Below are 24,944 nucleotides of genomic sequence, written 5' to 3'. Positions count from 1 at the left end.
GACGCGGCGCAGGCGCTGGGCGCGCTCGCCGCGCTTCCCGACCCGACCGGGCTGCTGGCGGAACGCGACGCGGCAGCGGCCGCGCGCGAGGGGGCGCTGCGCGCGGCGACCAAGGCGGCCGATGCGCTCGCCTGGGCCGAGGCGAGCGGCACCGAAGCGCGCGAGGCCCGCGGCCCGGCCGAAGCCGCGCGCGCCACCGCCATCGCCGCGCTCGCCGGGCTCGACGGCGAGATCGCGGCGCTCACCCAGGCGAACGCGCGCGGCGACGGGCGTTTGCTCGATTCGATCAGCGTCGTGCCGGGCTTCGAACGCGCGCTCGCCGCGGCGCTGGGCGACGAGCTGCAATCGCCGCCCGACGCCTGGACCGGCTCGCCGATCGCGCCGCACGATCCGCCGCCGCCTCCGGGCACGCTGCCGCTCGCCGAGCGGATCACCGCGCCGCCCGCGCTCGACCGCCGGCTGTCGCAGATCCTGCTGGTCGAGGTCGATTCGGGTCAGGAGCTGGCGGTCGGCCAGCGGCTGGTCACGCGCGAGGGCCGGTTGCGCCGATGGGACGGCTATACCGCCGATGGCGGCGGGGCGGCCGCGGCCGAGCGGCTGGAACGCGCGAACCGCCTCGCCGCGATCGAGGCGGAGCGACCTGCCGCGCAGGCCGCGGTCGACCGCGCCGAAGCCGCGCGCGCCACGCTCGACGAACGGATCGCCCGCGCCGCCACCGCCGCGCAGGGCGCGCGCACGCTGCTGCGCACAAGCGAGGGCGAGGCCCGCGACGCGCAACGCCGCGAGGATCGCGCCGCCGCCGCGCTGGAACGCGTGGAGGCGCAGCGCAGCGACGGCGAGGCGCGCCGCACCCGGCTGATCGCCGAACGCAACACCGCAGCGGACGAACTGGCGCGCGCCGAAACCGATGCCGCCGCGCTTCCCGACGGCCGCGCGCTGGCCGCGACGCTCGCGACGCTCCAGCACCAGGCCGAGGATGCCCGCGCCGCGGTCGCCACCGCACGTGCCGCACGTCTCGCCCACGACCGCACCCTGGCCGCCAGCCGCGAACGCCGCGCCGCGGTCGAGGCGGAGCTCGGCACCTGGCGCGCGCGCGCCGGCGATGCCGCCGGCCGTATCGGCGACATGGGGCAGCGCGAGGCGGAGCTGGCGGGCGAAACGGACGCGCTCGCCGAACGCACCACCGCGCTCACCGCCGCGATCGCCGCCGCCGAACGCGACTCGGGCGAGGCTCGCCTGGAGGCCGACACGCGCGCCGCCGCCGAAGCCGCCGCCGAAACCGTGCTGCGCGGCGACGAGGCCGCGCACCGCGCCGCCGCCGAGGCGCTGTCGCTGGCGCGCGAGGAGCGCGCGGGCGCCGTCATCCGCGCCGAACATGCCGAATTGCGCCGGATCGAACTGGGCCGGGTCTCGGGCGAACGGTTCGAATGCCCCGCGCCCGTGCTGCCCGAACGCACCGGGTTCCTGGCCGCCGAGGTCCGCAGCCCTGCCGAGGAATCCGCCGCGCACGAACGGATGGCGGCGGAGCGTGAGCGGATCGGGCCGGTCAATCTGGTGGCCGCGCGCGAACTCGCCGAATTGGAGGCGGCAAGCGGCGGCAATGCGGCCGACCGCGACGAGCTGGCAGAGGCCGTGCACCGCCTGCGCGGATCGATCGGCACGCTCAATCGCGAGGGCCGCCAGCGGCTGCGTGCGGCGTTCGAGGCGGTCGATGCGCATTTTCGCACGCTGTTCGCCACGCTGTTCGACGGCGGTGCGGCGCACCTGGCGATGATCGATTCGGACGATCCGCTCGAGGCGGGTCTCGAGATCATGGCGCAGCCGCCGGGCAAGCGGCTGCAATCCCTCACGTTGCTGTCGGGCGGCGAACAGGCGCTGACCGCGGTCGCGCTGATCTTCGCGCTGTTCCTCACCAACCCCGCGCCGATCTGCGTGCTGGACGAGGTGGATGCGCCGCTCGACGATGCGAATATCGAACGCTTTTGCGACCTGCTCGACCGGATGAGCCGCGACACCGCGACTCGCTATCTGGTCGTCACGCACAACGCGGTGACGATGAGCCGCATGCACCGCCTGTTCGGCGTGACCATGGTCGAACGCGGAGTCAGCCGGCTGGTCTCGGTCGACCTACGCGCCGCCGAGGGCATGGCGCATTAAAATCTGGCGATGTTATCCTGCTCCGTTCGCCCTGGGCCTGTCGAAGGACTTGCGCTGAATGCGAACGTTCGCCAGCGGAGAGCGTGCTTCGACAAGCTCAGCACGAACGGATTGGGCGGCCAGGTCGAACGGACGCCATCCCCTCTCCAGGCGCTTTACGCCGGCCGCTGCCAGGCCGGCATCGCGTTCAGCGCCTGGCCGACACACAACAGGCACAATTGGTGATGAATGGCGGCGACCTTCGCTTCGCTCGCCTGAATTGCGCGGATCGCCTCCTGTTCGGAGCGGCGGAGCCAGTGCGCGGTTTCGTGAGTCATGGCGGAACGTCCTTCTCGTCGATCCCCTGCCCCATCTTCTACACCGCGGATGTTGCAGCGGTGCGTCGGCTGAATGTCGAGTTCGTCAGCTTTCTCTGCGTCTTCGTAAACCTCGATCACTCGACGGCGCAGGGTGCGGAACGTATATCGAACGCATGGCCCAACTCGACACCCGGCAGAAGCTGGCGATCCTGGCGGACGCCGCGAAGTATGACGCGTCCTGCGCATCGTCGGGCACCGCCAAGCGCAACAGCCGCGACGGCAAGGGGCTGGGCTCCACCGAGGGCATGGGCATCTGCCACGCCTATGCGCCCGATGGCCGCTGCATCAGCCTGCTCAAGATCCTGCTGACGAACAGCTGCATCTTCGATTGCCATTATTGCATCAACCGCAAGAGCTCGAACGTCCGCCGCGCGCGCTTCACCGCCAAGGAGGTGGTCGATCTCACCATCGCCTTCTACAAGCGCAATTATATCGAGGGGCTGTTCCTTTCGTCCGGGATCATCGGCTCATCCAATTACACCATGGAGCAGATGGTCGAGGTCGCGCGCTCGCTGCGCGAGGATCATCTTTTCCGCGGCTATATCCACTTGAAGACGATTCCCGATGCCGATCCCGAACTCGTCCACCGCGCTGGGCTGTTCGCCGATCGCGTCTCGATCAACGTCGAGCTGCCGACCGCCAGCGGCCTGAAGCGGCTGGCCCCCGAGAAGGACGGCGCCCGCATCGAAACCGCGATGCGCGAGGTGAAGGCGTCGATCGTCGACGGCAAGGACGCGCGCGCCAAGTACAAGTCGGCCCCGCGCTTCGCGCCCGCCGGTCAGTCGACGCAGATGATCGTCGGCGCGGACGCCGCGACCGATGGCGATATCGTCACCAAGGCGTCGACCCTGTACGACCGGTTCGGCTTGCGACGCGTCTATTATTCGGCGTTCAGCCCGATCCCGGATGCGAGCGCGGTGCTGCCGCTTCAGCGACCGCCGCTGATGCGCGAGCACCGGCTGTATCAGTCCGACTGGCTGATGCGCTTCTACAATTATACGCCCGCCGAAGTGGTCGCCGCGGCGGACGATGCGACGGGCATGCTGCCGCTCGACATCGATCCGAAACTGGCCTGGGCGCTGAAGTTTCGCGCCAGCTTTCCCGTGGACGTGAACCGCGCGCCTCGCGAGATGCTGCTGCGCGTACCCGGCCTGGGGGTGAAGGCGGTGAACGCGATCTTGCGCACGCGCCGCTGGCGGCGATTGCGCCTGGACGACGTGGCGCGGCTCACCGTCTCGGTCGCCAAGGTCCGCCCGTTTCTGATCGCGGAGGATTGGCGCCCGATCGCCCTGTCCGACGCCGCCGAACTGCGCCCGGTCGTGATGCCCAAGCCCCGGCAGATGGAGCTGTTCGCGGCTTGACGCGCCGGAACAACCCCGTGTCGGCGGAGTAGGGCCAGGATGCGCGTCGTAACCTTGTCCGAACCCGATGACTTCGACGGTTGGCGCGATGCGGCGCGCGGGCTGATGACGCAGGGCGTGCCGCCCGAGGACGTCGTGTGGCAGGTGGGCGACGCGCCCGGCGATCTGTTCGCCGCCGCCCCAGCCTCCGCCGCTCCCGTACCCGCCCCTTCGGCACCCGACGCCCCCGCCTTGTCGGTCCCCCGCGCCTTTCTCGATCTGGCGCGCAGCGCCATCCTGGCGCGCGATCCCGAACGCTTTGCGCTGCTCTACACGCTGCTCGCACGCCTGCGCCGCGAACCCAAAGTCGTCGAGGACCGCGCCGACCCGCTCGTCCGCCGGCTGGAGACCATGGCCAAGGACGTGCGCCGCGACATCCACAAGATGCGCGCCTTTCTGCGCTTCCGCGAAGTGGCGGACGAGGACGGCACGCCGCGCTTCGTCGCCTGGTTCGAGCCCGACAACCACATCGTCCGCGCCAATGCGGCCTTCTTCGTCAACCGGTTCGCGAGCATGCGCTGGTCGATCCTGACGCCCGCCATCTCGCTCCACTGGGACGGCGCGACGCTGGCGCAGGGCCCCGGCGCGGAAAAGGCCGACGCGCCCGACGGCGATCCCACCGAAGAGGTGTGGAAGACCTATTATGCCAGCATCTTCAACCCGGCGCGCGTCAAGATCGGCGCGATGCTGAAGGAGATGCCGCGGAAATATTGGAAGAACATGCCCGAGACCGCGCTCGTCCCCGCGCTGATCGCGGGCGCACAGGCGCGGGAGAGCGGCATGATCGAGACGGCGCGCACGGCGATGGGCGGCAATGCGCAGGCGGCCTGGGCGGCATTGCGCGACGAAGCCGCGGCATGCACGCGCTGCCCGCTCCACGCCCCCGCCACGCAGACGGTGTTCGGCGAAGGGCCGGTCGATGCCGCGATGATGTTCGTCGGCGAACAGCCGGGCGACCAGGAGGATCTGGCCGGCCACCCGTTCGTCGGCCCCGCCGGGCAGATGTTCGATCGCGCCATGGCCGAGGCAGGCGTCGACCGGTCGCGCGTCTACGTCACCAACGCGGTGAAGCATTTCAAGTTCGAACAGCGCGGCAAGCGCCGCATCCACGCCAAGCCCGGCGGACCCGAGATCGACGCCTGCCGCTGGTGGATCGAACAGGAACAGGCGATCGTCAGGCCCAAGGTGACGGTGGCATTGGGCGCGACCGCGGCGCGTTCGCTCTTCGGCCGGGTGATGACGATCGGCCGCGAACGGGGCCGCGCACTCGAACTGCCCGGCGGCGGCGGGGAAGCGTGGATCACCGTTCACCCGAGCTACCTCCTCCGCCTGCCCGACAAGGCCGCAGCCGAGGCGGAATATGCCCGCTTCGTCGAGGACCTGCGAACGGCAGCGGCGCGGGTGGAGGCGTGATCCGGGGTTAGCGCAGTCATGCGCCCCCAAGGAGTGGCTGCTTCACGCGAAGACGCGAAGACGAGAGCAAGGACGGTCGCGCGGAGGCGCGGAGTTATAGTGGCAGGGCGCAGCGCTCGATCGGCGGATCATGATAATGACGGCGTCTGCGGTCGAACGCTCCGACTCCGCGCCTCCGTGCGAAATGCTTCTTAGCGTCTTAGCGCGCAAACGGTTACGCCGCCGCTATCGCGCACTCTCCAAAACGATCGGGAAAGCCGCCCTCCTCAAAGCTCGCGAGGATCCGGCCCGATCCGGCCATCGGGAGAGTCCATCGCATCGATCGCCGCAACGTCGTCGGCATCCAGCGTCAGGTCGGCGGCGGCGAAATTGTCGGTCAGGTGATCGGCGTCGCCCGCTTTGGGGATCACCGACAGCCCCTTGGCGAGGTGCCAGGCGATGATGACCTGCGCGGGCGAGCGGTGGTGGCGGTCGGCGATCACGACGATACGGTCGTCCTTCAGCGTCGCGCCCTGGCCAAGCGGGCTCCAGCTTTGCGTCACGATGCCGTGATCGGCATCATAGGCCTGCACATCGCGCTGCTGGAAGCTCGGGTGGAGTTCGATCTGGTTGACCGCGGGCGTCACGCCGGTGGCGTCGATGATCCGGTCGAGATGCTCGGGCAGGAAGTTGCACACCCCGATCGAGCGCGTCTTGCCCGCGTCGCGCGCCGCGATCAGCGCCCGCCACGCCTCGACATAACGGTCCTCGCGCGGGATCGGCCAGTGGATCAGATACAGGTCGATGCTGTCGCGTCCCATCAGCGCCAGACTCTCGTCGAGCGCGACGGCGGCGTCGCCATGGCGATCGTTCCACAGCTTGGTCGTCACGAAAGTGTCCGTGCCGTGCACGCCTTCGCCCACGCCACGCTCGTTGCCGTAGAAGGCGGCGGTGTCGACGAGGCGGAAGCCGATATCGATCCCCTTGCGGACGATCGCCGCGGTCTGCGGCTGGGGGATCTTGTACACGCCCATGCCAAGCTGGGGCATGGTGCGGCCGTCGTTGAGCGTGAGGTCGGTCATGCGCGTGTCAACCGCCGCATGGCGGCCGGGGTTCCGGTTGACGGCTTCCCCGGGCTCGCGCAAGCGCGGTCGCCATGATCGAAACCATCCTCGGCGCGCTCGCCGCCATCCTCTTCGGCGTGATCGCCAGCGGCGGCTATCTTGGCGTGGCGCTGCTGATGGCGATCGAGAGCGCATGCATCCCCCTCCCCTCCGAACTCATCATGCCGGCGGCGGGCTATCTCGTCTCGACCGGCCGGTTCGACCTGTATCTGGCGGCGACGGCGGGCGCGATCGGATGCAATCTGGGATCGATCGTCGGCTATGAGATCGGCAAGCGCGGCGGCCGGCCGGCAGCCGAGCGCTGGGGCCGGTATCTGCTGATCGGCCCCGGCGAACTCGACGCCGCGGACCGGTTCTTCGCGCGATTCGGCGGCGCGGCGGTGCTGATCGGCCGGCTGCTGCCGGTGATCCGCTCGTTCATCGCCTTTCCCGCGGGCGTCGCGCGGATGCGGCTGGTGCCGTTCCACCTCTACACCTTTGTCGGATCATGGCCGTGGTGCTTCGGCCTGGCATGGCTGGGCATGACGCTGGGCGATCGCTGGCACAGCGATCCGCGCGTCAAGGCCGCGTTCCACCGCGCCGATCTCGCCATCGGGGTCGTGCTGGTGGCACTCGTCACCTTCTATGTGTGGCACCGGCTACGCGGGCTCAGGCGCTGAGCCGGTCTGCCCGGCATGCCGCGCGCGCGAGCAGCAGGAGCGCGGGCACGGCAAGCGCGACGTAGAGCGCGAACCCGGTCCACGGCGACCCGCCGAGCCATTCGCTCGGCCAGGTGCGCATGTCGCCCTGCAGGAAACGGTCGCGGATCACTGCGCTCCAGATCGGGAAGGTGAATTGCGGCGGGCTCAGGATCTCCGCTGCCGCGATCACCGCGTTGAGCGCGATCGACAGCGCCATCACCGCCAGCGCGGCGATCCGCGCGCCCCTGCTCCGCAGCGCCGCCCAGAACGGCGCGAGCCCGATCGCCAGCGCGCCGATCAGCGGCATTGCGTGGCGCGGCCCCGTCGCGTTGCCGCCATCCCAGTAGTAATAGGCCGCGTTCACCAGCAGCACGATCGCGACGACCGCCGCCGCCGTGCGCGCCAGCCCTTGCGTCGCGGTGCGGCGCTCCAGCATCGCAAGGCCCCGCAGCGCCATCAGCAGCGCGGGGGCGATCCAGAACAGCCCCTTGTGCACGCCGAAGGTGATCTCCCACAGCAGCACCGGCCGCGGCACGCCCAGCCCGAATAGCCCGTGACGCATGCCCTCGTAACCGACCACGCCCGAATAGCCGATCCGGAACACCGTGCCGAAGGCGACCCCGTTATACGCCGCGATCGGCACCGCCGCGATCAGCCCGCCAAGCAGCATGGCGGCATAGAGGCGCCAGTGCGCCGGCCGGTGCCAGGCGCGCCACACGATCCAGATCCCGATCGCGGCACCCGCCAGCACCGCCTGATATTCGATGCCCACGGCCCAGCCAAGCGCCAGCCCCGCGCAGAAGCCATGGCGAAGGCGTGGTCCCTGCCAACCAGCCCACAGCGCCACCACATAGAGCGCCGCGACGGAGGAATGGCCGAACACCGTCGTCGACCACCCCCAGATCGGCGCGCCGAGCGCATAGCCGATCGCCGCGAACAGCCCCGCCGCCGCGCTACCCGTAATCGCGATGCCGATCTCGTACAGCAACACCGCGGCAAGCGCGGTGAGGAGCGCCGGCCCGGTCGCCACTGCCAGCCGCAGCCGCAATCGGTAGTAGCGCGCCAGCCCGTGATCGTTGACGTCCGCCGGGTGTGCCGCCTCGCGATCCTGCGTAAGCGCATCCGCCAGCGCCACCGCGGGGAGCGCCATCAGCGTCATGCCCGGCGCCTTGTCGAGATAGAAATGCGCGCCGAAGCGCGACTTGTCGATCGTCGTCGCCGCCATCCGGTCGATCGCCGCCGATCCGCGCTCGACCAGCCCGACGCTGGCGAACAGCCGAGTCGCGTTGTTGGGATTGAACTCCCAGGATCCGAACCAGCAGCACGATGCCCAGACGAACAGGAACAGCGCCACCCGCATGCGGGCGCGGGTCATGCGCGCCCCCCCTCGCTCATGGCGCGCACCGCCGCCGCACGAAGCCGGGCGTCGCGATCGGGCGCGGCGCGCGCCGCCATGGCCCTGAACCGCGCGACGGCCTCGCTACCCGCGCGTTCGGGAGACCCCGAGTCGAACGGCGGCGCCGGATCATATTCTAGCCTTAGCTGAAGCAGACGCGCATGCGCCTCGCCGCGGATCGCCGCGACCAGCGCGAGGCCAAAATCGATCCCCGCTGTCACACCGCCCCCCGTCACCCGATCGCGATCGAACACCACGCGCGCGTGCACCGGGATCGCGCCGAACGCGGCGAGGTGATGATGCTGCGCCCAGTGGCATGTCGCGCGGTAGCCGCGCAGCAATCCCGCCGCCCCGAGCAGCAGCGACCCGGTGCACACGCTGGTGATCCAGGTGGCGTGATTGGCGGCCCGCGCCACCCATGCCATCGTCTCGCCATCCTCTATCGCGTCGGTGATGCCCATGCCGCCCGGAATGCAGAGAATGTCGGGCATCGCCGCCTCCGCGAAGCTCGCGGTCGGCAGCAGTGCGAAGCCGGCATCGGTGGCCACTGGCGCGCGACTCCCCGCAACGAGATCGATCGTCGCATCACCTAGCCCCGCCAGCATCTGCGCGGGGCCGGTCAGATCGAGTTGGGTGACGTTCGGAAACAGGAGGAACGCGACGCGGATCGGCGATGGCTGGGGCATGCGGGTCTCCTTGGCATAGCGGGTACCCAGGCGAGCGGCATGGTCGTGCGACGCTCCCCCGTGGTGCTCCACGCTTCGCCAGTCACGTCGGGCGCAAGGCTAGTCGGCTCGGCCGGCCACCGCAAGCACCGGTAGCCCTACTGCCCCTCGGTCTGCGCCGCCTTACGTTCCGCGTTCTGCGCGCGGGTCGCGCGGCCCTGCACGGCGAAGCAGCCCGACTGGCCGCCCGCACCCACCGCCGAGCAACTGCCGACGCCGTTCACGCCGGTGCCGACGTCCAGCGTAGCCTGTGCCTTGGCCGCCCAGGCGGCATTTTCGGGCGTCACCTGGAAATTGCGCAACTCCTTGGGAACGCGGAACTGTTCCGACGCGCTGCGCCGCTCGCACACAACGACTTCGTCACCATCGGTATTCGTCGGGCAGCGCTGGTTGCCATAGAGGACGAGCACGCCGTTGACCGGCGCTCCCTTCGCCATCTCGGCCGGCGGCATCACCGGCTTGGGTCTGGCGGCGCCCGGCAAGGCGACCTGCTGCGCGAGGCCGGGCGTGGCGACCATCGCCAGCCCCATCAGGATCAGGTTCCGCATGTTCACTCCATCACACTCGCTTGGCCGCTCCGATCGCGACCTTGCAGCCGAGCCGGATCAGCGCGCTGAGCACGGGATAGCCCGGCGTGTTCTCCGCGCCCGCGGCCAGCGCATGCTCGCGGTGCTCCACCTCCTCGGCCTGGAAATCGGCGATGGCCGCGGAAAGTTCGGGATCGCTGTCGCCCAGCGCGACGATCTGTTCCTCGTAATGTTTGTCGATCTCGGTTTCCACCGCCGCGGTGCAGGCCATAGCGGCATCGGGACCGAAGGCCGCAGTGACCGCGCCGAGCGCGAAGCCCGCCACCGTCCAGAATGGCTGGAGCAAGGTGGGCCGAACGCCGCGCCGCACGATCATCGAATCGAAGAACGCGCGGTGGCGCTCCTCCTGACCCGCCATATGATGGATCGCACGCGCCGCGGGATGCCGGTCGCCCAACACCGCGAGCTGCCCCGCATAGATGCGCGTCGCACCATATTCGCCCGCCTGATCGACGCGGATCATCGCATCGGTCGGCTCGCGCCGGTCGCCGGGGCGCCAGCGGTTCATCGTGGTTTCCTCAAGAGCGACGCGATTACCGCAGCCCCACCCAGCGACAGGATAGCGTTGAACCCCGCCAGCGAGATGCCGAAGAGCGTCCATTGCGGCACGTCGCAGCGGATCACCGGCGCGGCCATCAGCGACGCCAACCGCTCGGCCGCAGTGGCGCCGACGATCGGCGCGGTCGCGGTACAGGCGGTGTGCAGCGTCCACCAATGATATTCGCCGCCCGCCTGATAGACGCCGATCACGCCGCTGATCGCGATCAACACGGCAGCAGCGAGCACCAGGAAACGGCCCGGCCGCGGCCAGGGGGCAGCCAGCGCCAGCAGCGCCACGACGAGCGCGGCATAATGCGGCCAGCGCTGCCAATGGCACATCTCGCACGGGATCAGCCCGCCGAAGAGCTGGCCGCCCCAGGCGCCCGCGAGCAACGCGGCCGGGAGCAGCAGCGCGAGGCCGCGCGCCGTCCGCTCATTGGCGGTCACTTGGGCACCACGGGCGAGGCGACCGGCGGCTTGGTCGCGGCCGCGACCTGCGCCGCGCCGCCGAGCCGCGCGACCGTCTTCAGCGCATAATAGAGCTGGAAATCGACGATGCCCGCCTTCTTCAACTGATCGGCGGTCTGCGAGAAGCGCGGATCGGTCTTCGCGTCCTCCTCCAGCACCGCATTGTCCGGCTTCATCTCGTTGATGAGATGCCGGCGCAGATCGGCCTCGCGGAACACCGGCTTGGTCTTGAAGTCGGGATCGCTGATCTGCGGCACCGCGATGTCGGGTTCGATCCCGCCTTCTTGCACGCTGCGGCCCGACGGCGTGTAATAGCGCGCCGTGGTCAGCCGCAGGACGGTCTCGGGGCCGAGCGGCAGCAAGGTCTGCACCGATCCCTTGCCGAAGCTGCGTTCGCCCATCACGAGCGCCCGGTGCTGGTCCTGCAGCGCGCCGGCCACGATCTCGGACGCGGACGCGGTGCCCGAATCGGTCAGCACCACGACGGGCAAGCCATGCGCATCGTCACCGGGATGCGCATAGTAACGCTCGATATCCGTCTTCTCGCGGCCACGCTGCGAGACGATCTCGCCATGATCCAGGAACGCGTCGCTCACCTCGATCGCCTGGCTCAGCAAGCCGCCGCCATTCTCGCGCAGATCGAGCACGTAACCAAGCGGCCGATGCCCGAGCGACTTGTCGATCGCCATGATCGCGGCGCGGGTGTCGGCGCCGGTCTGTTCGGAGAAGGTGTTGATGTCGATATAGCCGACATCGCCGCGCACCTCCCATTTCACCGGCTTCTGTACGATCACCTCGCGAGTCATCGTCAGGTCGAGCGGCTTGTCGCGACCGGGGCGGACGAGGCCCAGCGTGATCTTGGTGCCCGCCTTGCCGCGCATCAGCGCGATCGCCTCGTCGAGCGACTGGCCATAGATCAGCTTGCCGTCGATATGCGTGATATAGTCGCCCGACTTCACGCCGGCTCGCGCGGCCGGCGTTCCCTCCTGCGGCGCTATCACCTTCACCGCACCGTCTTCCATGGTGACGGTGAGGCCGAGGCCGCCATAATTGCCCTCGGTCATGATCTGGAGGTTCTGGTAATCGAGCGCGTCGGCATAGCTCGAATGCGGATCGAGGCTCGCGAGCATGCCCTGGATCGCGCCCTTGATGAGCGTCTTGTCGTCCACCTTGTCGACATAGTTCGCCTTCACCCGGTTGAAGACGTCGATGAACTGATCGAACTCGCGATAGGTGTCGGTATCGGAAGCGGCCATCGCCGCGGTGGCGAGCGGAACGAGGGCGAGCGCGCCGACGATCGCGGTGGCGGCAAGCAGGGGACGGGGCATCGACTTCGGTCTTGGCACAAGGGAGTCCTGGACAGGCGGGATGGCGTTCGCCCTCCCTAGCCGCTTTGGTCGGTGCGATCAAAGCAGCCTCGGGGTGAACGGGCGATGAGCAGATCAGCCAATCAGCGCGGCGATATCCATCGGCCGGCCGCGGCGGCGCAGCTCGACGCCCACCTGCGGATCTGGGCCCGTGCCGGCATGGCCGACGATCTGGCCGGCGCGGACGATGGCACCGGGCGCGACGCTCGCTTGCGACAGGCCGGTCAGCAAACTGGTCCAGCCATCGCCATGATCGAGGATCAGGATCGTCCCATAGCCGCGGAACACGCGCGCGTAACGCACCCGCCCCGCTGCCGGCGCGACGACCGGCGCGCCAGCCGCGACCGAAAAGCTGAGCCCACGCGCGCGATAGCCGGCGTCGGCGATCTCGTCGAACCCCGTCAGCAGCCGCCCCGTCACCGGCAGCCGGTACGCGCCCGCGGGCCGCGGCGGCGGCACGACGCCCCGCGCGACGGGCCGCGGCAATGGTCCCGGCAGCGTCTCCAGCGTGGCGATGGCCGCCTGGGCGCTGCCCTCCTCCTCGAGCCGATCGACCAGATCGCGGGCCTGTTCGCCCAGTGCCAATGCGCGGTCCGATTCCCCGATCGCGCTTCGGCCCAACGCCTGTGCCCGGCCGCGATGCCGCGCCTCGAGCGACGCCAGCGCGGCGCGTTCGCGCTCCAGGCGGCCATGGCCATCGCGTAGCGCCTGCGCCGCCAGCGCGGCGTTGGCCTGCAGGCGCCGCGTCTCGGCCAACTCGGTCCGCACCCCTTGCGTCTTTACCCTGACGGCCGGCACGGCGCTGCCGAGCACGGCACGGACATGGACGAGGTCGTCCACCGATCCGGGCTGCGCGACCGCGGCGATCATCGGCCGGGAGGCGAGCGATTCGAGCGCGGCGAGCAACCGGGCGATCGGCACCTGCGCTGCGCCCAGCCGCGCGCGCTGATCCGCGAGCAGACGGTCCGTCACCGCCACGCGCGCGCTCGCCGTGGCGAGATCAGCCTGGGCGGCGTCGACCCGGGCCGCCAGCGCCTCTTCGTCGGCGCGCGCCTTGCGCGCCGCGTCGCGCTCGCCGGCCGCCTGGCGTTCAAGCACTGCCGCCCGCGCCGCTGCGGCAGCTCCGTCGCGGCGGGCGATGGCGAGGCGCCGCTGTTCCTGGACGAGTGGCGATTGTGCGATGATCGGCATGGCCGACACGAGCGCCGCCGCCGCGCCGATGGCCGCGATCGCGGTGCGGAGCCGCCCCCGTCCGCCGCTGCCGAGCTCCGGACGATCGGCGGAACGACCTTTCCGGTCGCTGATGGCCGCGTCCATCACCCCTCGCGGTGATAGGGATGGTTGGCGAGGATGCTGACGCTGCGGAAAAGCTGTTCCGCCAGCATCGCGCGCGCCAGCAGATGCGGCCAGGTCGCGCGGCCGAACGACAGCAGCAGATCGGCTTCACCGCGCGCGGCATCGTCGAAGCCGTCCGCCGGCCCTAGCTCGAACCGCGCTTCGCGGACGCCGTCGTCCCGCCAGCGCCCGATCAGGCGCGCCAGTGCGGTCGAGGACAGCGTCTCGCCGGTCTCGTCGAGCAGCACGCGCCTGGTCTGCGGCTCGACCGCCGGCACCTTGCCGCCGGCGTCGGGCAGTTCGGTCAGCTTCGTCGGCCACGCGATCCGCTTCATGTAGCGGGCGACCAGTTCGCCTTCGGGCGATCGCGCGATCCGGCCGCGGGCGACGATGTGCAACAGCATCGCCGGCTGCGCGTCAGGCTTGCGAGATGGCCGCCGGCGCGGGCGGCGCATCGCCGAACGCCCACATCCGCTCCAGATTGTAGAAGGAGCGCACCTCGGGGCGGAACAGGTGAACGATCACGTCCCCTGCGTCGATCAACACCCAATCCGCGGTGGGCAGGCCCTCGATCCGCGTCTGGCGGTGCAGTTCGCCCTTGATCTTCTCGGCGAGCTTGCCCGCCATCGACGCCACCTGACGCGTCGAGCGACCGCTCGCGATCACCATGTGATCGGCGATGCTCGATTTGCCCGCGAGCGGGATCGAGATCACATCCACCGCCTGATCGTCGTCGAGGCTTTCGAGCACGAGGCGGTGAAGCGCCTCCACCTCGGCCGGGTCGGTCGCGCGGGGGGCATTGGGGGAAGTGGCCAAGAGATCTCCTAGGGTGGTGCGTCGGGCAGAAATTGCCGGAACCAGGCAGGATTTCCGGCCCGAACCTGCGTAGCGGACATGGGGTCGGGACGGAAACGCAACAGCACGAAGGCTGGCAACTCCCACGTCGTCCACCGGTTCGCCTGGCCTGCGGGTCGCCGGAAACGCCGCAGCCAGCCCGCCGCTGGTGAGGCGGAGGCGCGGCCTTCATAACCCGGCCGCGCAATCACCGCAATCGGAACCTCGCGGGCGATGGCGCGCCACCCCTTCCAGCGATGGAATTGCGCCAGATTGTCGCTCCCCATCACCCAGATGAAGTGCGTCCTGGGGTAACGACGTTTGAGCGCGCGCATTGTATCGATCGTGTAGCGCGTGCCGAGCCGCGCCTCGATCGTGCTCGGCCGGATCGGCGCCCGCCGCGCCATCCGGCGGGCGGACGCAAGCCGTGCGGCCAGCGGCGCCATGCCCTGTTCGGGCTTCAAGGGGTTGCCGGGCGATACCAGCCACCACGCCTCGTCCAGCGCGAGCGCGCGGATCGCGGCCAGCGTGATCCGGCGATGCCCGGCATGCGCGGGATTGAACGATCCCCCGAGAAGCCCGACGCGCGTCACGCGCAATCCGATGATCCATGGTACGGCACAGGGCGGCGCGCGTCAGCCGCGCACCTGACCGCTGCCCCGGCCGATCCATTTGTACGTCGTCAGGCCTTCGAGCGCGACGGGGCCCCGCGCATGAAGGCGCCCGGTCGCAATCCCGATTTCCGCCCCCAACCCGAACTCCCCGCCATCGGCGAATTGCGTCGAGGCGTTCCACAACACGATCGCGCTATCGACACCCCCCAGGAACCGCTCGGCCACCGCAGCATCCTCCGCCACGATCGCATCGGTATGATGCGAGCCGTGGCGTGCGATATGCGCCATCGCCCCCTCGACCCCGTCGGTGATCGCCACCGACGCGATCGCGTCGAGATATTCGGTGTCCCAATCCGCCGCTTGCGCCGCCGCCACATCGGCCATGGCGCACACCGCGGCGTCCCCGCGCACCTCGCACCTCGCCGCCGACAACGCCGCGATCAACGCCGACGCATGCGGATAGGCGCGATCGATCAGCAGCGTCTCCATCGCGCCGCAGACGCCGGTGCGCCGCATCTTGGCGTCGACCACGATCGCCGCCGCCATCGCCGGATCGGCCGAGGCATCGACATAGACGTGATTGATCCCGTCGAGATGCGCGAGGACGGGCACGCGCGCCTCGGCCTGGACGCGCGCGACGAGGCTCTTGCCGCCGCGTGGCACGATCAGGTCGATCGCGCCCTCCGCCGCCAGCATCGCGCCCACCGCCGCGCGATCGGTGATCGGCACGAGCTGCACCGCGTCGACGGGCAGACCGGCCGCTGCCAGCCCTTCCACCAGCGCGGCGTGGATCGCGCGGTTGCTGCGCACCGCCTCGCTTCCGCCGCGCAGGATCACCGCGTTGCCCGAACGAACGCACAAGGCCGCCGCATCGGCCGTCACGTTGGGCCGGCTTTCATAGATGATCCCGATTACCCCGATCGGCACGCGGGTGCGCGTGAGGATCAGCCCATTGGGCCGCGTACGCGCGTCGATCACCTGACCCACGGGATCGTCGAGCGTCGCGACCGTCGCGATCGCGTCCGCCATCGCGGCGATCCGCGCCGGATCGAGCGTCAACCGGTCGCACAGCGCCGCCGACACGCCGGCCGTCCGCGCCGCCGCCACATCCTCGGCATTGGCGGCGAGGATATCGGCCGCCGCGACGCGCACGCGATCGGCCGCTGCCTCGAGGCCGCGCGCCTTGGCCGAATCGCTCATCGTCGCGAGCACTGCCGCAGCGATGCGCGCGCGCTCGGCCATGGCGGCGATCAGTTCAACGGCGTCCACATCCATCGTGCCGGGCTAGCATGACCCATGCCGTCCGCTCAATGGCAGGGATAGGTCTTGGCCAGGACCTTGGCATAGCCGTCCTTCAGCGGCAGCCGCTTTTCGGCCGGCGACAAGGCGGCAAGGCCGTCGAGCATCTGCATGATCCCGATCGACTGACCTTCCGGCGGGCAGGCGATCGGCGGCTTGCCCGCAGCCTTGCGTGCATCGCGCTCCGCCTTGAGCTGCGCGGTGGCCGCCTGCGCTTCGCCTTTCAGGACAGGAAAGTCGGGCGCCATCAGCGCCATGGGGCCTTGCGCCTTCAACGCATCGGCGCGGGTCAGGAAGTTCTGCACCGTGATCGCCGCGCTCGCGGGCGCGGCAGCCAGAACGAGCGCAAGCCCCGCGATACCCATCATCTTCATCGAAAACACTCCACCTCGGTTCCGGCGGTGATTACCGAAACCGAGGTGTCGCCGCCATGAACGGCATCACGCGCCGGCGGGCGCCGGGTTGCCGAAGGGCCCCTGCGGACGGCGGGTCTTCGGGATCGACGTGCCGGCCGCCGGCACCGAACGCGTCGTCGCACCCGGATCGGGACGGCCGATGTCCTCGCCAGCGATGAGGCGCTTGATCTCGTCACCCGTCAGCGTCTCAAATTCGAGCAACGCACCGGCCACCGTATGAAGCTGGTCGATATGATCGCTCAGCAACTGCTTGGCGCGGTTGAGGCCGCCTTCGACAATCGTCTTGATCTCGTCGTCGATCAGTTGCGCGGTCTGGTTCGACATGCGCACCGGCTGGCTGGACGAATAGCCGAGGAAGGACTCGCCTTCCGGCTGCGCATATTCGACCGGCCCGACCTTGTCCGACATGCCCCATTTGGTGACCATGTCGCGCGCCAGACCCGTGGCATATTGGATGTCGGACGATGCGCCGCTCGACACCTTGTCGTAACCAAAGATCACCTCTTCGGCCACGCGCCCTCCCATCGACACCGCCAGATTGGCGTACATCTTGTCGCGGTGATAGCTGTAGCTATCCCGCTCGGGCAGCCGCATCACCATGCCGAGCGCACGGCCGCGCGGGATAATCGTGGCCTTGTGGATCGGATCCGATGCGGGCTCGTGGATCGAGACGATCGCATGCCCCGCCTCGTGATAGGCGGTCATCCGCTTCTCGTCGTCGGTCATCACCATGGAGCGGCGTTCCGCGCCCATCATGACCTTGTCCTTGGCCTCTTCGAACTCGGCCATCGCGACCAGGCGCTTGCCCTTGCGTGCCGCGGTCAGCGCCGCCTCGTTGACGAGGTTGGCGAGATCCGCGCCCGAAAAGCCGGGGGTGCCGCGCGCGATGACGCGAGCATCGACGTCAGGCGCCAGCGGCGTCTTCTTCATATGAACTTCCAGGATCTTGATCCGGCCCTCGATATCCGGACGCGGCACCACGACCTGGCGATCGAAGCGGCCCGGGCGGAGCAAAGCGGGATCAAGCACGTCGGGGCGATTGGTCGCTGCGATGATGATGATGCCTTCGTTCGCCTCGAACCCGTCCATCTCGACCAGCAACTGGTTGAGCGTCTGTTCGCGCTCGTCATTGCCGTTGCCGAGCCCCGCGCCGCGATGCCGGCCGACCGCGTCGATCTCGTCGATGAAGACGATGCAGGGTGCGCTCTTCTTGGCTTGTTCGAACATGTCGCGAACGCGGCTCGCGCCGACGCCGACGAACATCTCGACGAAATCCGAACCCGAAATGGTGAAGAACGGCACGCCCGCCTCGCCCGCGATCGCGCGCGCCAGCAGCGTCTTGCCCGTACCGGGCGAACCGACGAGCAGCGCACCCTTGGGGATCTTGCCGCCCAGCCGCGCGAACTTGGTCGGGTCCTTGAGGAACTCGACGATCTCCTCCAGTTCCTCGCGCGCCTCGTCGATACCCGCGACGTCGTCGAAGGTGACCTTGCCCTCCTTCTGCGTCAGCATCTTCGCGCGGCTCTTGCCGAAGCCCATCGCGCCCGAGCCCGAATTCTTCTGCATCTGCTTCAGCACGAAGAAGGCGATGCCGAGGAACAGCAGGAACGGCAGCGACTGGTAGAGCAGCACCATCCAGATCGACGGGCCATCCTCGGGCTTGGCCGAGATCGACACGTTCTTCTCGCGCAGCTTGGGCACCAGCCCGGCGTCGTAGATCGGATAGGCGCGAAACTTCTCGCCCGACGAAAGCGTGCCGGTGATGATGTCCTTGGAGATGTTGACGTCCTTGACCGTTCCCTCGTCCACCTTGTCGAGGAAGGCCGAATAGGCGATCGTGTTGCCGCCAGCTGTCGCCGAGCGTCCGTCGAACATCGTGACGAACATCGCCAGCGCGAGCAGGATTCCCACCCAGATGAGCAGGCTCTTCATCCAGGGATTGCCCCCCCCGCCGCCATTGTCGCTCGAGCCGGGCTTGTCGTTGTCGTTCATGGAGTACCTTTCCGAGCACCCAAGATAAGCGCGCGCAGGTTAATGGCAATGGAACAGATGCACGCGCCCGTCACTCAATGCGCCCGGCGCGGCGGGGCGACGCGGAAGCGCCACGTCTCGCCGCGCGTGCTCGCCACGAGCCCCGCCTGCGTCGCCTGGCTGCCGCGTTCCAGCGCGTCGAGCAACGACTCGATGTTGGCGGCATCGGACCATTCGGGACGCAGGATGCCATGGGCGGCGCGAACCTCGCCGATCGCCCGGCGGACGAGCCGGCGGCGCAGTTCGCGCGGCAGGCCCTCGACCGAAAGCCGGACGTCCTCCCGCCCCTGCGCGCGCGTCGACCACAACCATTGGGCCACGGCCCGCAGGTCGGCATCCGCCTCCGCGAGCGCGGCGGCGGACCGCGCCAGCCGTGGCGGATCGAGCCACTCGTTCGCATCGAGCAGCGCGCGGAATCGGGTGCGGTCGTAGCGGAGATCGTGGTTGGACGGATCGTCGATGAACGGCAGTTCCGCGCGGCGCACGATCGCGCGCAATTCGGCGCGGCGCCATTCGAGTAGCGGGCGGACGACGGCGATCCCGTCGATCGGCGTGCGGGCGCGAACGCCGGCCAACCCCGCCAGCCCCGCCCCGCGCGCCGCTCGCATCAGGAACGTCTCGGCCTGATCGTCCGCATGATGCGCGGTCGCGATGCACGCCACGCCGATCGCGCGCGCCTGCGCGGCGAGCAGCGCATAGCGGACGGCACGCGCCTGCGCCTGAAGGCTGGCGCCCTCGATCGGGGCATCGGGGACGAGCGTCGCATGAGGCAGCCCCAGCGTCGCGCATTGCGCCGCGACCATCGCCGCCTCCCCGACCGACTCGTCGCGCAGCCGGTGGTCGACCGTCGCGACCGTTATGCCCGGCACGCCGGCACCGTGCGCCAGCGCCAGCATCGCCATGCTGTCCGGGCCGCCCGAGACGGCGAGAAGCAGACCCGGCGGCATTTCACCGCACACCCGCGTCAGATCTGCAAGGAAGCGGTCGGTATCGGTGCTCACGCGCCTCGCCTTCAGGTCAGTCGCACTTGGCGGCGGCGCGTCCCTTGACCATGTCCGCCTTCATCGCGGCAGACAGCTTGGCGCCATACACATCGTCGAGTTCGCCATAGACCTTGCACGCATCGGCGGGCTTCTTCAGCGTCATCAGCGCCTTGCCGAGATACAACAGGCTCTCGGGCGCGCGCTCGCCATCGGGCATCTTCTTGTAATTCTCATAAAAGGCCATCGAAGCGAGGCTGGGCTTGCCATCATCGAGATAGCTGCGGCCGAGCAGATTCTGCGCATAGCTCGCGCGGCGGTTCTTCGGATAATCCGTCACCACCTTCTTCAACTGCGCCTCGGCCTCCGGGTAGAGTTTGGCCTGCCAGAGACGATAGCCGTAGAGATATTCGTCCTCGGGCGTGTCGCCGCTGGATGGCCGCTCCACCGCATCGACCAGTTTCGCCCGCGCCGGCGTGGTGGAAACGGGTGTAGGCCGGGAGGCCGCGCCGGTGGCGCGCGCGGGCCGGTCGATCGCCGAAGGCGCGGCATCGTCCCGCGCCGGTGCGTCCCGTGTGGCGCGCGGGCTCGCCGAGCGCGGCGTGGGCATGTCGCGCGGCGTGGGCGAGTCGGGCGAGGAAAGCCCCGCCGGCCCGGCGTCGGGCGAAGCGCCGGCCGCGAGCGTCGCCAACCGGGCATCGGTGGCGCGGCGGTAGGTGTCGAACTGTTCCTGGAGCAGCCGGAGCTTGTAGCCGTTCTGCTCGCTCTGCCCGGTCAGCGTCGCCATCTGCTGTTCGAGCGAGGTGACGCGCGCGGTCACGTCGGCCAGCGGGCTCGAGGCGGGCGTGCCGGCCAGATCGCCGCGCGGACGATCGGGGGCGACGATCTCGGGCTGGAGCGTCTGCCCCGCGCCGCCCGGAAACACCTTGCGCTGCACCGCGCGCATCTCGCTCTCGAGCTTGCCGACACGGCCCTCGACATTGGATTGGGCGTTCGCCGCCACCGGCATCAGCGCGGTTCCGGCCAGCAGGACGATCGAGAATACGCTACGCATGGGATACACCCCCCGGTGTCGATGAGGCCATCGCTATAGCGACAAGCCGATGCCTGTCGCCAGCCTTTACACGTCCTAGACCCTCAAGGCGTCGAAGCGTTTCCAGGCGGTGGCGGCGATGCCGCGGCATCGAGGTTCGCACGCTGCGTTTCGCTCAGCTTGGGCTTGGCGGGCGCACTCCGCTTCGCGGTCTTCGTCCGCCCGGCATCATGTGTCGGAGACGACGTAGCGGTGGGCGTCGGCGATGCGCCGGATGTCGGCTGCGCCGCACCGGCGGCGCGCGCGGCGATGGCGGCGCCACTCACCTTCACGTCCTTGATCGCATGCTCGCCCGTGCCGAGCGGGGCCACCGCTGAACCGTTCAGCGTTACGGTCAGCTTGTCCGCCCGGCCGACGTTGATCATCGGATCCTTGGCATCGGCGGGCACGGTGTAGGATTCGCCCTGCTTCATCGTGCCGAGGTACAGCGTCTTGTTGTCGGCATCATAGACGCGCATCCACACTTCGTCCCGGGCGGTCAGCACCACCTGGCCGCCGGTGGGCGCGATGGGACTGGGGCGCGCGGCGGGAACGGGCGCCACGACGGCGGGCGCACTCGCGACCGAAGCCGGGGCCGATGCGCCCTGCCGGAACAGGTCGGTTCCATACCAGAGTCCCACCAGGATCAGCACCGCCAGCGCCAGGCCCAGCCCGACGATCGCCACCCCGCGCGACGGCACCCGCGCGGGGTCGGCCATCTGATAGGGTTCATATTCGGGAATGCGGCGACCAAGCAGATCGACCTCGGCGCGCACCATCGCCCCGATCGCGACCGCATCCGCACCGACCGCACGCGCATAAGCGCGCGCAAAGCCGACCGCATAGGTGGGCGACGGCAGACCGACATAGTCGCCCGCCTCGATCGCTTCGAGATGACGCAGGGGAATGCGGGTGCGCTGCCCGACCTCGGCGATGCTCAGCCCCTGGGCTTCGCGTGCCTGGCGCAGCAGGTCACCGGCGCGCACGGGCGGCGCGCCCGGTATCGGCTCGCCGGGTTCGACCTCGTCCATTCCTGTCTCCGCTCGCGCTCTCGTGGCCACGTCTCCCAGAGCACCGGGGGCGTGTCAACGCGCTCTACAAACCTTTGGTCGTGCTTCAGGCGGTCTCCACCCCATTCTCCGCCGCCCATGCCGCAAGCGCGGCTCGGGGATCGCGCGGCGGGGCGGCCAGCAGAGTCGCCATGAAGCCACGAAGCGCACCGCGATCGAGCGACCGCACCATCGCCTTGATCGGCCCGATCGCCGCCGGCGTGATCGACAGGCGCTCAATCCCGAGGCCGATCAACGCCATCGCCTCCAGCGGCCGGCCGCCCATTTCGCCGCACACCGCGAGCGTGACGCCCGCGTCGCGGCACGGCCCCACCAGCCGTGCGAGAAAACGCAGGATCGAGGGGCTGAGCCAGTCGTAACGCTCGGCGAGCTTGGGGTTCGCGCGATCGGCGGCGAACAGGAACTGCGTCAGATCGTTGGTGCCGACCGACAGGAATTGCAGCTTGGGCAACAGGATGTCGAGCTGCTCCGCCAGGGCGGGCACTTCGAGCATCGCACCATAGCGGACCTCCGCCGGGCCCTTGCCTCCGCGCTGCGCCATCCAGGCACGCTGCGATTCGAACAGCGCCTTGGCCTCGTCGAATTCCCATGGCTCGCTCACCATCGGGAACATGACGTTCAATGTCCGTCCGGCCGCCGCCTCGATCAGCGCGCGCGCCTGCACCTTCATCAGCCCGTCGCGCTCCAGGCTCAGGCGCAGCGCCCGCCAGCCCATCGCCGGGTTTTCCTCGACGCCCGATTCCTCCTTCAGATAGGGGAGCGCCTTGTCGCCGCCGATATCGACCGTGCGGAACACCACCGGCCGGTCGCCGGCGGCATCCAGCACCTCCTTGTAGAGACGCTGCTGGCGCTCGCGCTGCGGCAGCGTCGCCGAAACGAGAAACTGGAATTCGGTGCGGAACAGCCCGATCCCATCCGCGCCCGTCACGTCGAGTGCCGCGACGTCGTCGCGCAACCCCGCATTCACCAGCAGCGTCAGCCGGTGCCCGTCCTTCGTCACCGGCGGCACGTCGCGCAGCGCGGCAAACGCAGCCTTACGCTTCTGCCGCAACTGCAGACGCGCCTCGAACGCTTCCTCCATCGCGAGCGACGGGCGCACGAACACATTGCCTTCGATCACGTCGAGCAACAGCAGGTCGCCCTCCGCGATCAGCCGCCGCACGTCGCGAACGCGACCGAGCACGGGAACGCCCATCGCCCGCGCGACGATCGTGACATGCGCGGTCAGCGATCCCTCTTCCAGGATCACGCCCTTCAGACGGCGCTTGTCATATTCGAGCAGTTCGGCAGGGCCCAGATTGCGCGCGATCAGGATCGTATCCTGGCGCAGCCCCAATTGGGCGGCGGTGCCCATCTGCCCCGAGACGATCCGCAACAGCCGGTTCGACAGATCCTCCAGATCGTGCATCCGGTCGGCGAGCAACGGATCGTCGATCTGGCGCATCCGCTGGCGGGTGCGCTGCTGCACGCGCTCGATCGCCGCCTCCGCGGTCAATCCGGAATCGATCGCCTCGTTGATCCGCCGCGCCCAACCCTCGTCATAAGCGAACATCTTGTAGGTCTCGATGACCTCGACATGCTCGCCCGCCACGCCGAATTCGGCCTCGCGCGCCATCTTGTCGATGCCTTGGCGCATCTTGTCGAACGCGGCGTAGACGCGGTGGCGCTCCGCATCGATGTCCTCGGCGACGGTATGTTCGATCGTGATCCGCGGCTGGTGGAACACGGCATGGCCCGATCCCATGCCGTCGACCAGTTTCTGCCCCGCGATCCGGACGGCGGCCGTGGACTGGACGCGGTCCTGCCCGCTGGCGGCGGTATCGATCAGCCCGGCATTGGCAATGAGTTCGGAGAGCACCATCGCCACCGTCTGCAACGCCTCGATCTCCACATCGGCATAGCGGCGCGGATCGCTGTGCTGCACCGCGAGCACCCCCACCGCGCGTTCGCGACGGATGATGGGGACGCCGGCGAAGCTGTGATAGCGATCCTCGCCGGTTTCGGGTTTATAGGCGAAATCGGGATGGCTTGCCGCCTCGTCGAGGTTCAGCACCTCCACTTGCTCGGCGATGGTGCCCACCAGCCCCTCGCCCAGCGCCAGCTTTGTCACGTGCACCGCGTCCTGATCGAGCCCGCGGGTGGCGAAGAGTTCGAGCACCCCCTCGCGCAGCAGATAGATCGAGCAGACCTCGCTGCCGATCGCCTCGGCGATGATGCCGACGACCGAATTGAGCTTGGATTGCGCCGGGCTGCGCGCCGCCATCACGTCGTGCAGACGGACGAGGATCTCGCGGGCGGAGGCAGCGGCGGATACGGGCATGAGGGAAGCGTAGCAGGCGCGCGGGCGCAGTGTCATGCGGATTTGGATCGATACGCGCGTGAAAACGGGCAGCGCGGTGAAGCGCGCCGAAGCGACCCACCGGCCGATCCTCGCGATCGATGCCGGTGGGTCAAACTTACCGGATCATGCCGCCTCGCGAAGCTCTTCGGACGGCGCTTCGATACGGTCGTTCGTCGCCGATCCATCACGAATCGCGATCTTGCGCGGCTTCATCGCCTCGGGGACGACGCGCTTCAGCTGGATGGTAAGCAAGCCGTTTGCGAAACCGGCCTCTCCCACCTCGATATGATCGGCAAGCTGGAAACGCCGTTCGAACGGACGCGCGGCGATCCCGCGGTGGATATACTGGGCCTTGTTCTCGTCGTCGGCACGCTTGCCGATGACGGTGAGCTGATTCTGCTGCGCGACGATTTCTATATCGTCCGGGCGAAAGCCTGCCACCGCCAGCGTGATCCAGTAACGGTCCGTGCCATCCGTCGCGATGTCGAACGGGGGATAGCCGTCCGCGGTTTCGCCGCGCGCACCCGTTTCGAGTAGATCGAAGAGATGATCGAACCCCACGGACGAACGCCGATAGGGCGTGAAGTCAAATCCGGTTCTCATTTCCAAACCCTCCTGATGAAGCAATCTGGGCGTGAGAAGCGCCGGAGGGAGCCGGCACCCTCTATGTCCCACCGGGCCCACCAGCGGCGCCCGGCAGAAAAAATCTAGGTTTACGATCGCCCCGGTCAAGCATCCCGACCGCTTTTTTCGCTGT

23 protein-coding genes, 1 pseudogene and 1 riboswitch are annotated in these 24,944 nt (G+C 69.2%); of the genes and pseudogenes, 4 read left to right on the top strand and 20 right to left on the bottom strand.

Annotated elements, in window-relative coordinates:
• Positions 1-2,157: pseudogene (locus tag L8H00_RS15755) on the top strand (chromosome segregation protein); the annotation flags it as partial.
• A gap of 155 nt (positions 2,158-2,312) precedes the next feature.
• Here the strand turns inward: L8H00_RS15755 and L8H00_RS15750 are convergent.
• Positions 2,313-2,474, bottom strand: coding sequence for a hypothetical protein (locus tag L8H00_RS15750; RefSeq protein WP_242098258.1), 162 nt, complete (start codon positions 2,472-2,474; stop codon positions 2,313-2,315).
• 155 nt (positions 2,475-2,629) lie between these two features.
• On the opposite strand from L8H00_RS15750, the gene L8H00_RS15745 reads away from it, so the two are divergent.
• A complete protein-coding gene (locus L8H00_RS15745) occupies positions 2,630-3,877 on the top strand; it encodes a putative DNA modification/repair radical SAM protein (RefSeq protein WP_242098257.1) in 1,248 nt (415 codons plus the stop codon).
• 39 nt (positions 3,878-3,916) lie between these two features.
• A complete protein-coding gene (locus tag L8H00_RS15740; protein ID WP_242098256.1) occupies positions 3,917-5,329 on the top strand; it encodes a UdgX family uracil-DNA binding protein in 1,413 nt (470 codons plus the stop codon).
• Positions 5,330-5,595: 266 nt separating this feature from the next.
• Here L8H00_RS15740 and L8H00_RS15735 read toward each other — a convergent pair whose 3' ends face one another.
• A complete protein-coding gene (locus tag L8H00_RS15735; RefSeq protein ID WP_242098255.1) occupies positions 5,596-6,390 on the bottom strand; it encodes an aldo/keto reductase in 795 nt (264 codons plus the stop codon).
• Positions 6,391-6,464: 74 nt separating this feature from the next.
• On the opposite strand from L8H00_RS15735, the gene L8H00_RS15730 reads away from it, so the two are divergent.
• Positions 6,465-7,091, top strand: a complete 627-nt coding sequence (locus tag L8H00_RS15730) for a DedA family protein (RefSeq protein ID WP_242098254.1) — start codon at positions 6,465-6,467, stop codon at positions 7,089-7,091.
• On the opposite strand, the gene L8H00_RS15725 is transcribed toward L8H00_RS15730, so the two are convergent.
• The 18 genes from L8H00_RS15725 to L8H00_RS15640 all read right to left on the bottom strand — a co-directional run bounded on the left by L8H00_RS15725 (position 7,081) and on the right by L8H00_RS15640 (position 24,790).
• Positions 7,081-8,487, bottom strand: coding sequence for a hypothetical protein (locus tag L8H00_RS15725; protein ID WP_242098253.1), 1,407 nt, complete (start codon positions 8,485-8,487; stop codon positions 7,081-7,083). The genes L8H00_RS15730 and L8H00_RS15725 overlap by 11 nt on opposite strands.
• On the bottom strand, positions 8,484-9,194 hold the full coding sequence (locus tag L8H00_RS15720; protein WP_242098252.1) for a DJ-1/PfpI family protein: 711 nt from the start codon (positions 9,192-9,194) through the stop codon (positions 8,484-8,486). The genes L8H00_RS15725 and L8H00_RS15720 overlap by 4 nt, the downstream gene beginning before the upstream one ends.
• A gap of 17 nt (positions 9,195-9,211) precedes the next feature.
• Positions 9,212-9,290, bottom strand: a riboswitch (ZMP/ZTP riboswitch).
• Positions 9,291-9,331: 41 nt separating this feature from the next.
• Complete coding sequence (locus tag L8H00_RS15715; protein ID WP_242098251.1) at positions 9,332-9,781, bottom strand: hypothetical protein; 450 nt, start codon at positions 9,779-9,781, stop codon at positions 9,332-9,334.
• Positions 9,782-9,791: 10 nt separating this feature from the next.
• Positions 9,792-10,328, bottom strand: coding sequence for a demethoxyubiquinone hydroxylase family protein (locus tag L8H00_RS15710; protein ID WP_242098250.1), 537 nt, complete (start codon positions 10,326-10,328; stop codon positions 9,792-9,794).
• Positions 10,325-10,807, bottom strand: a complete 483-nt coding sequence (locus L8H00_RS15705) for a disulfide bond formation protein B (protein ID WP_242098249.1) — start codon at positions 10,805-10,807, stop codon at positions 10,325-10,327. The genes L8H00_RS15710 and L8H00_RS15705 overlap by 4 nt, the downstream gene beginning before the upstream one ends.
• Positions 10,804-12,156 (bottom strand): S41 family peptidase, encoded by a 1,353-nt coding sequence (locus tag L8H00_RS15700; protein WP_242098248.1) that lies wholly within the window; start codon positions 12,154-12,156, stop codon positions 10,804-10,806. Before L8H00_RS15700 ends, L8H00_RS15705 begins: the two co-directional genes overlap by 4 nt.
• 114 nt (positions 12,157-12,270) lie before the next feature.
• A complete protein-coding gene (locus L8H00_RS15695) occupies positions 12,271-13,512 on the bottom strand; it encodes a peptidoglycan DD-metalloendopeptidase family protein (protein ID WP_242098247.1) in 1,242 nt (413 codons plus the stop codon).
• Positions 13,512-13,934: a 23S rRNA (pseudouridine(1915)-N(3))-methyltransferase RlmH gene (locus tag L8H00_RS15690; protein ID WP_242098246.1), complete on the bottom strand. Its 423-nt coding sequence runs from the start codon at positions 13,932-13,934 to the stop codon at positions 13,512-13,514. The genes L8H00_RS15695 and L8H00_RS15690 overlap by 1 nt, the downstream gene beginning before the upstream one ends.
• A 13-nt stretch (positions 13,935-13,947) precedes the next feature.
• Positions 13,948-14,346 (bottom strand): ribosome silencing factor, encoded by a 399-nt coding sequence (gene rsfS, locus L8H00_RS15685; RefSeq protein ID WP_242098245.1) that lies wholly within the window; start codon positions 14,344-14,346, stop codon positions 13,948-13,950.
• Between the two features lie 8 nt (positions 14,347-14,354).
• Positions 14,355-14,957, bottom strand: a complete 603-nt coding sequence (locus L8H00_RS15680; RefSeq protein WP_242098261.1) for a nicotinate-nucleotide adenylyltransferase — start codon at positions 14,955-14,957, stop codon at positions 14,355-14,357.
• A 42-nt stretch (positions 14,958-14,999) separates the two neighbouring features.
• Positions 15,000-16,253 carry a glutamate-5-semialdehyde dehydrogenase gene (locus L8H00_RS15675; RefSeq protein ID WP_242098244.1) on the bottom strand — a complete coding sequence of 418 codons (1,254 nt, stop codon included), beginning with the start codon at positions 16,251-16,253 and terminating at the stop codon, positions 15,000-15,002.
• 32 nt (positions 16,254-16,285) lie between these two features.
• A complete protein-coding gene (locus L8H00_RS15670) occupies positions 16,286-16,651 on the bottom strand; it encodes a hypothetical protein (RefSeq protein ID WP_242098243.1) in 366 nt (121 codons plus the stop codon).
• Positions 16,652-16,717: 66 nt separating this feature from the next.
• Positions 16,718-18,685 (bottom strand): ATP-dependent zinc metalloprotease FtsH, encoded by a 1,968-nt coding sequence (gene ftsH, locus L8H00_RS15665; protein ID WP_277924500.1) that lies wholly within the window; start codon positions 18,683-18,685, stop codon positions 16,718-16,720.
• A gap of 74 nt (positions 18,686-18,759) precedes the next feature.
• Positions 18,760-19,725: a tRNA lysidine(34) synthetase TilS gene (gene tilS / locus L8H00_RS15660; RefSeq protein ID WP_242098242.1), complete on the bottom strand. Its 966-nt coding sequence runs from the start codon at positions 19,723-19,725 to the stop codon at positions 18,760-18,762.
• Between the two features lie 16 nt (positions 19,726-19,741).
• Positions 19,742-20,758: a hypothetical protein gene (locus tag L8H00_RS15655; protein WP_242098241.1), complete on the bottom strand. Its 1,017-nt coding sequence runs from the start codon at positions 20,756-20,758 to the stop codon at positions 19,742-19,744.
• 83 nt (positions 20,759-20,841) lie between these two features.
• Positions 20,842-21,807 carry a helix-turn-helix domain-containing protein gene (locus tag L8H00_RS15650; protein WP_242098240.1) on the bottom strand — a complete coding sequence of 322 codons (966 nt, stop codon included), beginning with the start codon at positions 21,805-21,807 and terminating at the stop codon, positions 20,842-20,844.
• 85 nt (positions 21,808-21,892) lie between these two features.
• Positions 21,893-24,166 (bottom strand): phosphoenolpyruvate--protein phosphotransferase, encoded by a 2,274-nt coding sequence (gene ptsP, locus L8H00_RS15645; RefSeq protein WP_242098239.1) that lies wholly within the window; start codon positions 24,164-24,166, stop codon positions 21,893-21,895.
• Positions 24,167-24,310: 144 nt separating this feature from the next.
• Positions 24,311-24,790: an Hsp20 family protein gene (locus tag L8H00_RS15640; RefSeq protein WP_242098238.1), complete on the bottom strand. Its 480-nt coding sequence runs from the start codon at positions 24,788-24,790 to the stop codon at positions 24,311-24,313.
• Positions 24,791-24,944: the final 154 nt, after the last annotated feature.

This window comes from Sphingomonas sp. CROZ-RG-20F-R02-07, from assembly GCF_022662335.1.
Taxonomy (GTDB): domain Bacteria; phylum Pseudomonadota; class Alphaproteobacteria; order Sphingomonadales; family Sphingomonadaceae; genus Sphingomonas.
The sequence above is the reverse complement of the archived record's forward strand: the minus strand, read 5'-3'. Positions and strand labels throughout refer to the sequence as shown.

What these genes read in the sequence shown, in the direction of transcription:
- L8H00_RS15745 (WP_242098257.1), top strand. Translation starts at nt 2,630, where the DNA reads ATGGCCCAACTCGACACCCGGCAGAAGCTGGCGATCCTGGCGGACGCC.
- L8H00_RS15740 (WP_242098256.1), top strand. Translation starts at nt 3,917, where the DNA reads ATGCGCGTCGTAACCTTGTCCGAACCCGATGACTTCGACGGTTGGCGC.
- L8H00_RS15725 (WP_242098253.1), bottom strand. Translation starts at nt 8,487, where the DNA reads ATGACCCGCGCCCGCATGCGGGTGGCGCTGTTCCTGTTCGTCTGGGCA.
- L8H00_RS15715 (WP_242098251.1), bottom strand. Translation starts at nt 9,781, where the DNA reads ATGCGGAACCTGATCCTGATGGGGCTGGCGATGGTCGCCACGCCCGGC.
- L8H00_RS15710 (WP_242098250.1), bottom strand. Translation starts at nt 10,328, where the DNA reads ATGAACCGCTGGCGCCCCGGCGACCGGCGCGAGCCGACCGATGCGATG.
- L8H00_RS15735 (WP_242098255.1), bottom strand. Translation starts at nt 6,390, where the DNA reads ATGACCGACCTCACGCTCAACGACGGCCGCACCATGCCCCAGCTTGGC.
- ftsH (WP_277924500.1), bottom strand. Translation starts at nt 18,685, where the DNA reads ATGAACGACAACGACAAGCCCGGCTCGAGCGACAATGGCGGCGGGGGG.
- L8H00_RS15650 (WP_242098240.1), bottom strand. Translation starts at nt 21,807, where the DNA reads ATGGACGAGGTCGAACCCGGCGAGCCGATACCGGGCGCGCCGCCCGTG.
- ptsP (WP_242098239.1), bottom strand. Translation starts at nt 24,166, where the DNA reads ATGCCCGTATCCGCCGCTGCCTCCGCCCGCGAGATCCTCGTCCGTCTG.
- L8H00_RS15655 (WP_242098241.1), bottom strand. Translation starts at nt 20,758, where the DNA reads ATGCGTAGCGTATTCTCGATCGTCCTGCTGGCCGGAACCGCGCTGATG.
- L8H00_RS15695 (WP_242098247.1), bottom strand. Translation starts at nt 13,512, where the DNA reads ATGGACGCGGCCATCAGCGACCGGAAAGGTCGTTCCGCCGATCGTCCG.
- L8H00_RS15675 (WP_242098244.1), bottom strand. Translation starts at nt 16,253, where the DNA reads ATGGATGTGGACGCCGTTGAACTGATCGCCGCCATGGCCGAGCGCGCG.
- L8H00_RS15670 (WP_242098243.1), bottom strand. Translation starts at nt 16,651, where the DNA reads ATGAAGATGATGGGTATCGCGGGGCTTGCGCTCGTTCTGGCTGCCGCG.
- L8H00_RS15750 (WP_242098258.1), bottom strand. Translation starts at nt 2,474, where the DNA reads ATGACTCACGAAACCGCGCACTGGCTCCGCCGCTCCGAACAGGAGGCG.
- L8H00_RS15730 (WP_242098254.1), top strand. Translation starts at nt 6,465, where the DNA reads ATGATCGAAACCATCCTCGGCGCGCTCGCCGCCATCCTCTTCGGCGTG.
- L8H00_RS15700 (WP_242098248.1), bottom strand. Translation starts at nt 12,156, where the DNA reads ATGCCCCGTCCCCTGCTTGCCGCCACCGCGATCGTCGGCGCGCTCGCC.
- L8H00_RS15640 (WP_242098238.1), bottom strand. Translation starts at nt 24,790, where the DNA reads ATGAGAACCGGATTTGACTTCACGCCCTATCGGCGTTCGTCCGTGGGG.
- L8H00_RS15720 (WP_242098252.1), bottom strand. Translation starts at nt 9,194, where the DNA reads ATGCCCCAGCCATCGCCGATCCGCGTCGCGTTCCTCCTGTTTCCGAAC.
- L8H00_RS15690 (WP_242098246.1), bottom strand. Translation starts at nt 13,934, where the DNA reads ATGCTGTTGCACATCGTCGCCCGCGGCCGGATCGCGCGATCGCCCGAA.